Raw genomic sequence first — 13,706 nt, 5'->3', positions numbered from 1 at the left:
CAGGCGGGCTTTCGTAGCGCGCAAGTCACCCCATCATCTCCCTGACCATCGGCACCACCTTCCGCCCGTAGAGCTCGATGCTCTTCATCAGCTTCTCGTGCGGCAGCGGGCCCGCCGAATACTTCAGCTGGAACCGCGAAATGCCGAGTGCCTTTGCGGTCTTGGCGATCTTGCGCGCGACCGTCTCGGGCGAGCCGACATAGAGCGAACCGTGCTCGGCCTCGTTCACGAACTCGTCGCGGCCCATCGGAGGCCAGCCGCGTTCCTTGCCGATGCGGTCGCGCATCGCCTTGTAGTCGGGCCACAGCTCCTCGCGCGCCCGTTCGTCGGTCTCGGCGACATGGCCTGGCGAGTGCACGCCGATCGGCTGTGCCGGGCGGCCGAACTCCCTGAACGCGCGGCGGTAGAGATCGACGAAGGGCGCGAAGCGCGCGGGATCGCCGCCGATGATCGCGAGCATCAAGGGCAGGTCGTAATGCGCCGCGCGCACCACCGATTGCGGGCTGCCGCCGACGCCGATCCAGGTCTTCAGCGTGCCGTTCTCGACCGGGGGATAGACCAGCTGCCCCTTGAGCGGCGGACGCAGCTTGCCTTCCCAGGTCACCGGCTCTTGCGACAGCAGTGCTGCGAACAGATCGAGCTTCTCCTCGAACAGCGCTTCGTAAGCCCGCAAATCAAAGCCGAACAGCGGAAAGGATTCGGTGAACGAGCCGCGGCCGAGGATCACCTCGGCGCGCCCGTTCGAGAGCGCATCGAGTGTCGCAAACCGTTGGAAGACGCGGATCGGATCGTCCGAGCTCAGCACCGTCACGGCTGAGCCGAGATGGATGCGGCTGGTCCGCGACGCGATGGCCGCCAGCACGGTCTCAGGGGAGGAGATCGCGAAGTCGGCGCGGTGATGCTCGCCGAGGCCGATGAAGTCGAGGCCGAACTCGTCGGCGAGCACCGCCTCGTCGACGACGTTGCGGATCACCTGCGCGTGCGGAAGCATCGCGCCGGAGACGTCCCTGGTGACGTCGCCAAAGGTGTCCAGTCCGAATTCGAGCGGTGCGGTCATTGCTGAGATCTCTGCGGGCGCGGCTTGCGCGCCTGTCACTGGGGGAGGGGATTGCCTCGGTTGCAGCTAGGCAGCGCGGACTGGTGCACAATGCTGCTTCGAGAAACCCATTGTTTCCCTTTTTTCATGGTGTCGGGGGGGCGCGCCGCCCGTGGCTTCAGTCGGACCTGGCGAACATCTCGACCAGGGTCTCGCGCAGCCAGCGCTGCGCCGGTACGGTGTCGTTGCGCTGGTGCCAGAACAGGCTGACGATGCGCGGCGGCGCCTTGAGCGGAAGCGGCATGGCGTGCATGAACGGCGCGTGCCGGGATTGCGAGCGCAAATCGCTCGGCAGCACCGCGATCAGGTCGGACTGGCGCACGACCTCATAGGCGGCGCTGTAGTGATTGACGGTCGCGACCAGGTTGCGCGACAGCCCGCGCGAGGCGAGGAAGAGGTCGTAGGACGGCAAGGTCTTGCCGGCGAGGCTCACATCGACATGCCCCGCGTTGAGGAAGCTGCGCGTGCTCAGCCGCTTCATCTCCGCGAGCGGATGGCCGCGCCGCATGAAGCAGGCGTAATCGACGGTCCACAGCGAGCGCGAGCGGATGGCGGCCGGCTGCTGCGCCTCGTTGACATAGACGCTGAGCACGCAATCGACGCGATTGTCCTCGAGTTGATCTGCGATCTCCACGACGGTGTTGGGGACGGTGTGGATTCGCGCCTTGGGCGCGACCTTGCCGAAATGGTTCAGCAGGTTCGGCATCACCAGCGAAGCCACGTAATCCGACATCGACAGGCTGAATTCGGTCTGCGCACGGCGCGGATCGAACACCTGCTCATCGAGCGCGCCGCGGACGGTCTCGAGCGCTTCCCCGATCGGCTCCCACAGCACCACGGCGCGCTGGGTCGGACGGATGCCCGTGCCGGACCTGACGAACAAGGGATCGCCGAGCGCGTCCCGCAGGCGTGCGAGCGCGTTGCTGACCGCCGGCTGTGTCATCAGAAGCGCGTTGGCAGCGCGCGTGACGCTGCCCTCGGTCATCAGGGCCTCGAACACTTTCAGCAGGTTGAGGTCGAGCTTTCGGAACGACAGAACATTCACCACAGTGATGTACTAGATCATGATTATAAATTATGACGATAATATCTCCTTGTCTATGGTTCCCCGCGGGAATGAGCGGAGTGCCGGGCCGCCAGACAGAGGGGACTTTCATGTCGATGATCTCGGCGCGCATCGAGCGCCTTCCATTCGCGCGCTTCCATAAGCATCTGCTCTTGATGGGCGGGCTCGGCTATACGTTCGACGCGATGGATGCAGCGGTGCTGGCGTTCATCCTGCCGGTGCTGCGCACGACCTGGAATCTGTCGAGCGTGCAGATCGGCGTGCTCGGCAGCAGCACCTATATCGGCTTCCTGTTCGGCGCGCTGCTGGCGGGCACGCTGGGTGACCTGATCGGCCGTCGTGCGGTGATGATGTCGGCGCTGGCGCTCTATTGCGTCGCATCCATCGTCAGCGCGGCGGTGAACGACTGGTCGTCCTTCTTCGCCGCCCGCGTGGTCGCGGGCATGGGCACCGGCGCGGAGAGCGCAATCATTGCGCCCTATCTGGCGGAATTCGTCGCACGGCGTTACCGCGGCAGCTTTACCGGCGCGCTGGCCGGCTTCTTCTCCTTCGGTTTCGTCGCGGCAGCCTTGCTCGGCTATTTCATCGTGCCCGCCTATGAGAACGGCTGGCGCATCGTTCTGGTGATCACCGCGGTGCCGGTCGTCATGCTGCTGTGGTGGCGCAGGGCGCTGCCGGAATCGCCGCGCTGGCTGGAAAGCCGGGGCCGGGAGAAGGAAGCCGCAGCCGTGCTCGACAGGATCGAGGCCGGCTTTGCGAGCCAAGGCCATGTCCTGCCGCAACCGGTCGTCGAAGCCGCGGCGCCTGCCGCGACTGGTGGGACGTTGCTTGCCAATTTCGCCGCGCTCCTCGCCGGCCGGCAGGCGCGCGTCACCATCATGACCTGGATCATGTGGCTTGCGATCACGTTCAGCTACTATTCCTTCTTCGTCTGGATTCCCGGCCTTCTGGTCCAGAACGGCATGAGCATTACCAAGAGCTTCGCCTATTCGATTGCGATCTATTGCGCGCAGATCCCCGGCTATTTCAGCGCCGCGTACTTCAACGAGCGCATCGGCCGGCAGGCGACGATCGCCTCCTACATGGTGCTCGGCGGCGCCAGCGCGCTCGGGCTGGCGTTCGCGCAGAGCGACCAGCACATCATGGTGGCGGGAATCTTGCTGTCCTTCTTCATGAACGGGACCTATGCCGGCGTCTATGCCTATACCGCCGAGGTCTTTCCGACGCCGGTCAGAACCACCGGCGCCGGGCTCGCTTCCGCGATCGGCCGCATCGGTGCGATCGTCTCGCCGATCCTGGTCGGCTATCTCTATCCAAATTTCGGTTTCGCCGGCGTGTTCGGCCTCACCACGAGCGTGCTGCTGTTAGGCGCGCTCACCGTGGTGCTGATGGGGGTGCCGACGCGCGGCCGTTCGCTGGAAGAGATCGCGGCGGGCGAAGTCGCATGAGGAAGACGAAACACCGATCCGATCCGCTGCTCTGCGCGGTGGCGGCCGCGCAGGGCAGGCCGGATCAGCCGGATGCCCTGTACTCGGCGCTGGACGACGCCCTGAAATCGGCGATCGGGCACAAGCTGTTCACGATCCTGACCTATGACGACGACACGAGGGAAGCAGCGCGGGTGTATTCCAATCTCCCCGGACCTTACCCCGCGGGCGGACGCAAGCGCCTGGCGCCGGGGCCGTGGACCGAGGCCGTGCTCGACCGCGGCGAGGGCTATATCGGCCGCACCCGGGACGATCTGCGCGAGGTGTTTTCCGATCACGAGCTGATCGCTTCGCTCGGCTGCGAAAGCGTGCTCAACATGCCCGTGTGCTGGCGCGGGCGCACGCTCGGCTCGCTCAATCTACTCCATGAGGCAGGCTGGTACGGCGAGGACGATATCGCAGCGTGTCTTCCATTCGCCCAGCTCGCCTTGCCCGCGCTGCTCACCCAGTCCTGATCAGACAGGAAGTCGTCATGTCCCGTGTGCTCTTCAAGAACGCCGCTCTGCTCGACCCGCTTCAGCCGGACCTCCTCGAGGGACATCACGTGATGGTCGAGGACAATCTGATCAAGGAGGTCTCCGATCGGCCGCTCCAGGTGGAAGCCGACCGCACCATCGATCTGAAGGGCAAGACGCTGATGCCCGGCCTGATCGACCTGCATGTGCATGCGATCGCCGTAGAGCTCAATTTGGCGCAGCAGGTGCACATGCCCAACGTGCTGGTGACGCTGCGCTCGACGCTGCTGCTGCGCGGCATGCTGCGGCGGGGCTTCACCACCGTGCGCGACGCCGGCGGCGCCGGCCATGCGCTGAAGCAGGCGATCGAGACCGGTCTCACCGACGGTCCGCGGCTGTTCGTCTCGGGACGTGCGCTGAGCCAGACCGGCGGCCACGGCGACATGCGGGCGCGCTCGGACTATCTCGCCAGCGACGCACCGTGCCCCTGCTGCGTGCGTGTCGGCGCGCTGGCGCGCGTTGCCGATGGCGTCGACGGCGTGCGCAAGGCGGCCCGCGAAGAGCTCCAGATGGGCGCCGATCAGATCAAGATCATGGCCTCCGGCGGCGTCGCTTCACCGACCGATCCGGTCGGCGCCTTCGGCTACTCCGAGGACGAGATCCGCGCCATCGTCGAGGAGGCGCGCGGGCGTCAGACCTATGTGCTTGCCCACGCCTACACCGCTGCCGCGATCGAGCGCGCGGTGCGCTGCGGCGTGCGCACCATCGAGCACGGCAATCTGGTCGATGCTCCGACCGCGCAACTGATGGCCGAGAAGGGCGCCTATGTGGTGCCGACGCTCGTCACCTACGAGGCGCTGGCCAACGAGGGCGCCCAATATGGTCTGCCGCCGGAGAGCGTGGCCAAGATCGCCGATGTCCGCGACGCCGGCCTGCGTTCGCTCACGATCTACCGCGACGCCGGCGTGAAGATGGGGTTCGGCAGCGACCTGCTCGGACCGTCGCAGCGTCTGCAGAGCGACGAATTCCGCATCCGCGCCGAAATTCTCGGGCCGCGCGCCGTCATCGCCAGCGCGACATTGATCGGCGCCGAGGTGCTCGGCATGGAGGGCAAGCTCGGCCGCGTCATGCCCGAAGCCATTGCGGACCTGCTGGTGGTCGACGGCAATCCGCTGCGCGACGTGGCCTGCCTGCTCGGCCAGGGCGAGCACATTCCGCTGGTGATGAAGGCAGGCAAGGTCCAGTTCGACCGGCTGGGCGCGTAGCCGGCGTTACCGCCACATCCCGCGCATCTTTGCCCCGATGTCGATCTTCGGCCCCTGCGCCGCGGTGCGGGCCGCGCCGGCGGCGGCTTTCGGCCAGGCGGTGCGCTCGAACAAACGGATGAGGGATTTCTGGATGAAGCGGGTGCGCGAGGCATAGACATGGCGGTTGCCCTTGGCGGCCTGGCTACGAAGTGACAACTTGATCTATCTACGTTAGATTGTGTTCTCGCGTGTGGATCTGCACACCCGTTTGGGGTGGATTGGTGTGGTTTTCATTTTCTAATACGTATTTCTAGTTTCGGTTGCGAAGGCACGGGGGTATTTGCAATGTCGCCGAAAATGTCAACGTTAGCGCTGGTGCTGTCGGTCGTTACCATCTACTTGGCGGGGATCGAAACCGCGCACGCGGAGACCATCCGCGTTCCGTGGCCCATTTGGATACTGATTGAAGGATGGTATCTGCTGGTTTGGGGGATTGGCGGGCTATGGGCCCTCGTTGTCGCAAGCTTCAACGCTTTTTGGGCTTTTCTACTATTCGTTGTCTTTGTGCCTCTGCCAAGGCTTATGCTTGGCATAGTCGTAACCCTCGGCGGTGCATTTCTTCCGGATGATATTTTTTCAACGGCCAAGACGGCCAGTGAGAAAGGAGGAAAAAAGACAGAAGATAAAGCGCCTCAAGCTGGCGCTGGCGCAATCGAGGTAGGGCTCAACAAAGTCTCCATGAAGGGTGCACCGCGATATGCTGTCTGCTTGATAGGAATCATGATCGTGGCCTCTTCACTTTGGCAATTTTCGGGGAAGTAGGAAGTCAGAAATTTAGCTTCACATGCGATCCGTCAAACCCCTTCGATCGCCAACGTCTGTGTGCGCCGAGCCTTCTCGCAACGTCGGGTCCATTTGCAACCGTCTACCGCCACATCCCCCGCATCCGCGCGCCGATGTCGACCTTTGGCCCTTGCGCCGCCGTGCGGGCCGCGCCGGCGGCGGCTTTCGGCCAGGCGGTGCGCTCGAACAGATAGATGAGCTGCTCCGGGATGAAGCGGGTGCGCGAGGCGACCCACTGGTCTACCCGTTGAGGTTGCTAAGTCGAGCTGCTTCTGCAATTCTAGTCGAATTTGCGAGGGGCAAATGGCGGAAATTGATGCGATCTGTCTTGATATAGACAACTGCTTCGCTTCTCACGAACGTTGGATTGTGTCGGGCGGCACCGAGGGAAAGCCTGCAAGGCTGTCCGAGAAGTCGATTAAAGATCGCGATATTACAGATGTTAACCTCGACCATATCGAATTCGAAAATTGCGATTTGACCAACGTGCGCTTTGATCGCAGTAATTTGCGGCAAGCAGTTTTTAGAGGGTGTTTGCTCGCAGGGACTAGCTTCCGGCAAGCGGTTTTGACTGGCGCGAACTTCGTGGATTGTCGGGGAATGACCGCGAAGCAGTTGTCGGGCGCTAACCTCGAAGCTGCAACGTTACCGGGGGCCGCGGCTGATTTTCCAAATTTGAAGAGACTGTCGGAGATATCTAAGTCGGCCATTACTCTTCTTTTTTCTGTAATCGGCGCTTGTATTACCCTAGTCATCGGACTCCTGAACGTGTCCGATCAGTCATTGCTCTCGAACGGTGGTTCATTTCCAATTCTTGGCACAACAATAACTGTGCCGACTGCCGTTTTTGTCGTGGCGATGCCGTCGTTAATCGTGGCCTTGTGGCTATACTTACTACTTACCCTTCAACAAGTATGGGAGGAGTTTGCTGACCTGCCCAGCATATTTCCTGACGGAGAACCGAGGCATCGAAAAGCCGAGCTGTGGTTGCTGGGTAGTTATGTCCGCCGGAGATCTGGTACGTCGATGCTGGATGGAATTGAGCTTGCTCGACTGTCGACTTTCTATGTGTTGACTTGGATGGTCGTGCCATCCGTCGTCTTTGCCGCTTGGACAGTATACCTCCGACGCCACGATTGGCCGGGGATATGGATTTTGACGGCGATGACCACGATCTCCATCTTGGGGGCCGGTTACTTTCTGCAGCGCGGTCGTACGACTTTTAGGTCAGCGGCTAGTGGTCGCCTTCGATCAGCGCAAGTTGCGTTGGTTGCTGCATCTTTTGCGCTGCCATTGGCTCTTTTGGCAACGTCAGACGCGGCCGTAAATGCAAGTCGTCCGTTTGAGGTGTATGCTGAGCTAGATACTTGGACGCGTCGTGTCGGTCTCTCTCTTCTCGACGCTCTCCGTATTCGCGCAGATCTCCGTCTCCGGGAGACAACCTTAGCGGAGGAACAGAAGCATTTGGCGAACGTCGATATCAGACGTGTCGACGCCTACCAGCTACGTGCTTCTAACGTCGATCTGCGTAACGCCAACCTTATGGAAGCCTTTTTGCGCGAAGCAACGCTTAATGAGGCCCGACTTGACAAGGCGAACCTTCAATTTGCTGTGCTGGACGATGCGAGCCTACAAGGAGCCGCCCTTAGTGGTTCCACCATGGAGTTGTCTACGGCGGTCGCGACGAACTTTCGGGCAGCTGAGATGTCGAGGGTTCGATTAATAGAAGCAAGTATGCGACGTGCGGATTTTGGTGAGGCGCGACTTGCCTTCGCCGACTTTCGCGGCGCTGACTTAAGAAACACTGCATTTAGAGGCGCAGATCTGGAGTACGCGAACCTATATATGGCGGATCTGCGCGGCGCTGATTTTACAGATGCCAAAAACATTGAAAAGATAGATTGCATAAGTCGGGCGAATATAGCCGGTACGATAGGGTTGCCGTATGAGCGAATTCGAGGAGGCCAAGAGGTGGTGTCCGCGGAGGAAGACGACGATTATCGACGCGCCTTGGCGACCAATCGTCAGCGTCCAGCCTGCGGATCGGATTGGATTTTCGATTGGGGGGTCGCTGGTCCTCCGGCGATCCGCAAGACCTTCAGCCCGCGATCACTAAGATTGTACGACTTTGATTTTCCCCACGAACTGCCTCGTCATGTTCGCCGAGATTTGACGGTGTTCCTTCACACATTGGCGACTACGAAGGCTCGCGACTTAGAGTCCCTGTTTAACGAGCTTAAGGGCACGCTTGGCTACATCCCCTCCGAGACCGAGTTCAAGTCTGCATCCGTATTCAGTGCGGACCGGCAGGGGGACATCTTCGAGAAGACATTCTTGATTGGCGGGCCGGCTGAGTGCAAGGGAGGAATTGTTGGTTTTGAATTGCGCTTCGTGCCGTATGCTGGCTTCAGAAGCCGTTTGGACCTTGATGAGTTTGTCAGTTCTGTTCTTGGCAGCCGCGGAGATGATTTCGGCGTGGGTCGCCGGTGGTCGGTCAAGAATGGCTATTTCATCGAAGACGCAAAGGGGGGCTCAGCGCCGTCAATGATTTCATATTTCCGATGTTCTTGATCTGAGGCCTGCCGGTAGCGATGATGAGATCGCGAAAGTCATCCGTCCGGCGCGGATGGGTCGCAAGGCGCCCTTCGTAATTATCGGTTCTTGCTTGCTTCGCTTACCGCCACATCCCCCGCATCCTCGCCCCGATGTCGATCTTCGGCCCTTGCGCCGCCGTGCGGGCCGCGCCGGCGCCGGCTTTCGGCCAGGCGGTCCGCTCGAACAGATAGACGAGCTGCTCCGGGATGAAGCGGGTGCGCGAGGCGTAGACGTGGCGGTCGCCCTTGGCGGCCTGGCCGTGGACGAAGAAGCGCTGCGGCACCACGAGGTGCAGATCGTCCTTGGCACGCGTCATCGCGACATAAAGCAGGCGGCGTTCCTCCTCGAGCTCGGCGCTGGTACCGGCGCCGAGATCCGAGGGCATGCAGCCGTCGACGACATTGAGCACGAACACCGATTTCCACTCCTGGCCCTTGGCGGAGTGGATGGTGGAGAGGATCAGATAGTCCTCGTCGCGCAAGGGTGGCCCGGATTTGTCGCTGGTCGCATCCGGCGGGTCGAGCGTGAGCTCGGTCAGGAATTTCTCGCGCGAGGCGTAGCCGCTCGCGATCTGCTCGAGCTGCATCAGATCGGCGCGGCGGGTCTCGGAATCCTCGTGCAGGCGATCGAGATGCGGCTCGTACCAGAGCCGCACGCGTTCGAGATCGGCCGGCCATTCCGAATAGCGCAAATTTTCGATGGTGCGGACGAAGTCGGTCCAGTCCGCGCCGGTGCGCGGGGGCACCGGGAGCTGGCCGAGCGCGGCGAGCGGATCGGAGCTCTCCGCCATCTGGTCGAGCACACGCTGCGCCGTCGCCGGACCGATGCCCGGCAACAGATGCAGGATGCGGAAGCCAGCGACGCGGTCGCGCGGATTCTCGGTGAAGCGCAGCAGCGCCAGCACGTCCTTGACATGCGCGGCGTCGAGAAACTTGAGCCCGCCGAACTTGACGAAGGGAATGTTGCGGCGGGTGAGCTCGATCTCCAGCGGGCCCGAATGCGAGGAGGTCCGGAACAGCACCGCCTGGTGCTTCAAGAGCGCGCCTTGCTCGCGATTGGCCAGCACCTCCTCGACGATGTAGCGGGCCTGGTCGGTCTCATCATGCACGGTGACGAGTTGTGGTTTTTGCGTGGAGCTGCGGTCGGTCCAGAGGTTTTTTGTGAAGCGCTCGCGCGCCAGACCGATGACGCCGTTGGCCGCCGCCAGCACGGGTTGCGTCGAGCGGTAATTGCGGTCGAGTGTGATCATCTCGGCGCGGGGCGAGAAGCTCTGCGGAAAATCCAGGATGTTGCGGACCGTAGCGGCGCGGAACGAATAGATCGACTGCGCGTCGTCGCCGACGACGGTGAGGCCGCGTCCATCCGGCTTCAGCGCCAGCAGGATCGAGGATTGCAGGCGGTTGGTGTCCTGATATTCGTCGACCAATATGTGATCGAAGCGGCCGCCGATTTCTTCCGCGATCAGCGCATCGCTCATCATCTGCGACCAGTAGAGCAGGAGATCGTCGTAATCGAGCACGTGCTGGGCCTGCTTGGCCTCGACATAGGCCGCGAACAGGCCCTTCAGCTCGGCCGCCCAGCCTGCGCACCAGGGATAATGCACCCCCAACACCTTCTCGATCTCCATCTCGGCATTGACGCAGCGCGAGTAGATCGACAGGCAGGTGCCCTTGGCGGGAAAGCGGCTCTCCGTCTTCGACAATCCGCGCTCGTGCCGGACCAGGTTCATCAGGTCGGCGGAATCCTCGCGGTCGTGGATGGTGAAGGCAGGATCGACGCCGATCCGCTCGGCGTATTCGCGCAGCAACCGTGCGCCGATGCCATGGAAGGTGCCGGCCCAGGCGAGCGCGTCGCGCATGACCGCGGCATTGTTCTCGCCGAGGACTTTTCGGGCGATGCGCTCGACCCGGCCGGCCATCTCGGCTGCGGCGCGCCGCGAGAACGTCATCAACAGGATGCGGCGCGGATCGCTGCCCGCGACGATCAAATGCGCGACCCGGTGGGCCAGCGTGTTGGTCTTGCCGGAGCCCGCACCGGCGATGACGAGCAGGGGCGCGCCCACGGTCGCACCATCGGCCACGCCATGCTCCACGGCGCGGCGCTGCTCCGCATTGAGCGTGTCCAGATATGTCGCCACGAATCGCCCCGGTGAAACAGCCAGAGTCGGCGATCCCGCTGCGAATCGCAATGCGTCTGGACGAGACCGATGTTAAGACCTAGGGACAAGACGGCCCGAGGTTCCAGTCCGAAAAAGCGCCCACCCGGCATGACCGAGCTCAAATCCGACCAGTTCGAGATGCGACGGCTGGAATCGCTCAGCAACACCATCTTTGGCGTCGCCATGACGCTGCTCGCCTACGACCTGCCCAGGGCCGCGGTCTTCACCAGCGCGCCCGACTGGAACGATCTCGCCCGGGTCTACTCCGGCAAGCTCGCGGGTCTTGCGCTCAGCTTCATCATCGCCGGCGTGTTCTGGATCAGCCATCACCGGCGGCTGGCGCGCCAGCCCGTCGGCAGCCGCGGCGCGGTGATCCTCAATCTGTTTTTCCTGCTGTCGATCGTGCTGCTGCCGGTGACCAACGGCCTCTACACCAACTACCCCGTGAGCAGTGCGGTCGCCGTGCTCTACGGCCTGCACCTGACCGCGATCGCCGGCCTCAATGCCTGGCTGTGGTGGCGGATCCTGGGCGGCTGGCGCCACGAGATGATGGCCTCGCTGTTTCCGCTGCTGGTGTTCATCCCGGGCACCGTCGTTGCGGCGTTCGCGCCGCAAGTCGCGCCGTTCGTGTGGTTCATCGCCTTCGGCGGGCTGCTGATCCAGCGCTTCTATGTCGGGCCGACCGGGACGGACAATTAGGCCTGCCGCTCATTCGCCGGAAGGTGTCGTGCCGAACCCGTCGGCCGGCACGTAAAGCTTGACCGGGCGGATTTCGTAGACCGCTGACGGATTGACCTGGCGCAGGGTCCGCGCGGCCGCGATCGCCTCCTCGTCCGTGTCGTATTCGACGAGGTGGAAGCCCAGAAGCTGCTCCTTGGTCTCGGCAAACGGGCCGTCCAGCACCACGCCCGCGCCGGGGCCCCGTAGGGTGCGGGCCTTTCGCGTCTCATCCAGGCGGGCGGCCGGGCCAAAATGCCCGCTTGCCCGCAGCGGAGCCTGAACCTCAATGACTTTGGCCACGACCGCGGCGTCCTTCTCGGGCGTCCAGGACAAGATCTCGTCTTCCACGTGATAGGCCAGGATGGCGTAAAGCATCGTCACCTCGTTGATTTTCGCTGCGCGCGTCCCAAGGACGTATCACCACCGTCGCAGCCGACAATGGGGCTGCGGAAAATATTGCGTCGCGGGGTGCGGCGACGAAACCTTCCCGAAACCCGATTGCGGCCGAAAGGTGTGAACGCCGCTCGAAATCGGCGCGACTGATGGCCACCAAGAACACTTCGGAGGCGGCCATGTCGACCATCAAGATTATCTGCAAGATCATCTGCGACGCGCGTCGGGCGGGAAAGTCGGACGCTGCGGATCTGCACGACCAGAGCGGCCACCACCGCTATTACGGCAGCTCGGCCGAGAGCGGCGGCGAGCGCATCGTCGAAAGCCGGCGCGGCAAGCGCCCGCGCGCGATGAACGTTTGCGGCTTCTAAGCCCGACGCTTGCAAAACAGCCTGCGACAATGAACGTCGTGCAGATATCGATCGCCGCGATGCCGTTCCTGCTCTCGCTCGCGAGCAGGTCCGGCAAGGCGATCGCGCCATGCCTGCTTGCGGGCATCTTCACCGTGCTTCTCGGCGGCGAGCCGCCGCGTGCGGCCATGGCCTGGTGCGTCGGGCTGTTGATCGCCGCAGTTGCGGTGCGGGAGCGGACTCGCACGAACTGACCGGGTGTCACATCCCGCTCAGCACCTGTTTGATCAGCGTTTCCCGCAACCGGGCGAGTTCGCCGCTCGCCTCCATCTGCTCGATTATCCTTCCGACCTTCGGCACGAGATCGCGATGCCGTTCATGCAGATGGTGGTAGATGCTGATGCGCTCGAGTGGCGGTGAGAGCGGACGGATCCTGGCCTGGAGATTGAGTTTCCTCACCGCAGCCAACCCGCTGAAGAGGTCGGTGACCATCACGTCGAAGCGGTCGGCATCGAGCATCTTGACCATGTTGTCGAGGCTTGTGGTCGCCGTGACCCGGGTCATGCCGCGCGTACCGGCTTCCGACGAGCCGACGCCGCGTACGATGCCGATGCTGTAGTCCCTGATTGAATTCCAGCCGGCGACGTCGAACTGCAGTTTCGTGGTGAAGACAGTGGGCTCGATGTAATTGATCGCAGGTGTCACCTGGATCAGCGTCGGATAGTCGCGAGAGAGCGTTCCGATCCGCTGGACCTCGCCGTCGACCTCGCCGGTACTCGACAGCGTGAGTGCGCGCTTGCCGGGGACATCCTCGAATTCGAGATTGATGTTCAGCCGGGCATAGACCGCGCGGAGCATCTCGCCGCCGACATATTGATCGGGGATATCGGCGATGCGTGCGAGCCGGATGACCTCTTGCGCCTGCGACGGGCTTGCCGCGAGCAGCAAGAGGCAGACCACGACTATCCGCCTCATGCCGCATCTCCCTGGTCATGCCTTTTGGGCGTGCTCTGCTACCACCGGATTCCGGTGCCGCGCGATCTACCGGAGATGGCAGCTGCGCCGGTCCGCAACGTTGACAGCGCCTTCCTGCTGTGCGGGCGGCTCCGGACTTTCACCGATGTCATTCTAGCACGCGAGATGGTAGTTTGCCTGGGAATCCTGTTGCTGGGCGCAAGAATGACCCCGTCGAGCTCAAGTCGCCCAAGGGCCGGCAGGATTATCGGCCGACAGGATCGCCACGTGTATCGCGTGCTGAGGCAGGGCCTCAACCGTTCACTTCGCTCGCGGTTGCGG

At 62.8% G+C, this 13,706-nt stretch carries 14 protein-coding genes; 8 read left to right on the top strand and 6 right to left on the bottom strand.

Translation table 11 applies throughout. The annotated features are described in order from the left end of the window. Window positions 1–25 precede the first annotated feature (25 nt). Together AC0L3C_RS30730 and AC0L3C_RS30725 are read right to left on the bottom strand one after the other, a co-directional pair. Window positions 26–1,057 (bottom strand): LLM class flavin-dependent oxidoreductase, encoded by a 1,032-nt coding sequence (locus AC0L3C_RS30730; RefSeq protein ID WP_473409813.1) that lies wholly within the window; start codon window positions 1,055–1,057, stop codon window positions 26–28. Window positions 1,058–1,214: 157 nt separating this feature from the next. Continuing rightward, complete coding sequence (locus AC0L3C_RS30725; protein WP_473409812.1) at window positions 1,215–2,144, bottom strand: LysR family transcriptional regulator; 930 nt, start codon at window positions 2,142–2,144, stop codon at window positions 1,215–1,217. Between the two features lie 107 nt (window positions 2,145–2,251). On the opposite strand from AC0L3C_RS30725, the gene AC0L3C_RS30720 reads away from it, so the two are divergent. Genes AC0L3C_RS30720 through AC0L3C_RS30710 form a run of 3 tightly spaced genes read left to right on the top strand, consistent with a single transcriptional unit; the run spans window position 2,252 to window position 5,369 of the window. Next, a complete protein-coding gene (locus AC0L3C_RS30720) occupies window positions 2,252–3,610 on the top strand; it encodes an MFS transporter (RefSeq protein WP_473409811.1) in 1,359 nt (452 codons plus the stop codon). Further along, the gene (locus tag AC0L3C_RS30715; RefSeq protein WP_473280307.1) at window positions 3,607–4,104 is read left to right on the top strand and encodes a GAF domain-containing protein; all 498 of its coding nucleotides are present in this window, start codon (window positions 3,607–3,609) and stop codon (window positions 4,102–4,104) included. The genes AC0L3C_RS30720 and AC0L3C_RS30715 overlap by 4 nt, the downstream gene beginning before the upstream one ends. 17 nt (window positions 4,105–4,121) lie before the next feature. Beyond that, complete coding sequence (locus AC0L3C_RS30710; RefSeq protein ID WP_473409810.1) at window positions 4,122–5,369, top strand: metal-dependent hydrolase family protein; 1,248 nt, start codon at window positions 4,122–4,124, stop codon at window positions 5,367–5,369. Between the two features lie 6 nt (window positions 5,370–5,375). On the opposite strand, the gene AC0L3C_RS30705 is transcribed toward AC0L3C_RS30710, so the two are convergent. Continuing rightward, window positions 5,376–5,567: a hypothetical protein gene (locus tag AC0L3C_RS30705; RefSeq protein WP_473280318.1), complete on the bottom strand. Its 192-nt coding sequence runs from the start codon at window positions 5,565–5,567 to the stop codon at window positions 5,376–5,378. A gap of 129 nt (window positions 5,568–5,696) precedes the next feature. On the opposite strand from AC0L3C_RS30705, the gene AC0L3C_RS30700 reads away from it, so the two are divergent. Together AC0L3C_RS30700 and AC0L3C_RS30695 are read left to right on the top strand one after the other, a co-directional pair. Next, the gene (locus AC0L3C_RS30700) at window positions 5,697–6,173 is read left to right on the top strand and encodes a hypothetical protein (protein WP_473409809.1); all 477 of its coding nucleotides are present in this window, start codon (window positions 5,697–5,699) and stop codon (window positions 6,171–6,173) included. A 324-nt stretch (window positions 6,174–6,497) separates the two neighbouring features. Continuing rightward, window positions 6,498–8,765 carry a pentapeptide repeat-containing protein gene (locus tag AC0L3C_RS30695; RefSeq protein ID WP_473409808.1) on the top strand — a complete coding sequence of 756 codons (2,268 nt, stop codon included), beginning with the start codon at window positions 6,498–6,500 and terminating at the stop codon, window positions 8,763–8,765. Between the two features lie 103 nt (window positions 8,766–8,868). Here the strand turns inward: AC0L3C_RS30695 and AC0L3C_RS30690 are convergent, their stop codons facing one another. Beyond that, window positions 8,869–10,926, bottom strand: a complete 2,058-nt coding sequence (locus AC0L3C_RS30690) for an ATP-dependent helicase (RefSeq protein WP_473409807.1) — start codon at window positions 10,924–10,926, stop codon at window positions 8,869–8,871. Window positions 10,927–11,055: 129 nt separating this feature from the next. Here AC0L3C_RS30690 and AC0L3C_RS30685 point away from each other — a divergent pair, with 129 nt between their 5' ends. Next, window positions 11,056–11,646, top strand: a complete 591-nt coding sequence (locus AC0L3C_RS30685) for a TMEM175 family protein (RefSeq protein ID WP_473284545.1) — start codon at window positions 11,056–11,058, stop codon at window positions 11,644–11,646. A 9-nt stretch (window positions 11,647–11,655) separates the two neighbouring features. Here the strand turns inward: AC0L3C_RS30685 and AC0L3C_RS30680 are convergent, their stop codons facing one another. Then, entirely contained in the window at window positions 11,656–12,042 is a 387-nt protein-coding gene (locus tag AC0L3C_RS30680) for a YciI family protein (RefSeq protein WP_247287075.1), read from the bottom strand. Window positions 12,043–12,239: 197 nt separating this feature from the next. Between AC0L3C_RS30680 and AC0L3C_RS30675 the strand changes: the two genes are divergently transcribed. Both AC0L3C_RS30675 and AC0L3C_RS30670 read left to right on the top strand, forming a co-directional pair. Then, window positions 12,240–12,431 carry a hypothetical protein gene (locus tag AC0L3C_RS30675; RefSeq protein ID WP_473258500.1) on the top strand — a complete coding sequence of 64 codons (192 nt, stop codon included), beginning with the start codon at window positions 12,240–12,242 and terminating at the stop codon, window positions 12,429–12,431. Between the two features lie 29 nt (window positions 12,432–12,460). Next, window positions 12,461–12,664 carry a hypothetical protein gene (locus AC0L3C_RS30670; protein WP_473258498.1) on the top strand — a complete coding sequence of 68 codons (204 nt, stop codon included), beginning with the start codon at window positions 12,461–12,463 and terminating at the stop codon, window positions 12,662–12,664. Window positions 12,665–12,671: 7 nt separating this feature from the next. Here the strand turns inward: AC0L3C_RS30670 and AC0L3C_RS30665 are convergent, their stop codons facing one another. Further along, entirely contained in the window at window positions 12,672–13,385 is a 714-nt protein-coding gene (locus AC0L3C_RS30665) for a substrate-binding periplasmic protein (RefSeq protein ID WP_473409806.1), read from the bottom strand. Between the last annotated feature and the right edge of the window lie 321 nt (window positions 13,386–13,706).

This window comes from Bradyrhizobium sp. WSM4872 (assembly GCF_055811715.1).
This window is presented reverse-complemented; position numbering and strand designations above follow the sequence as displayed.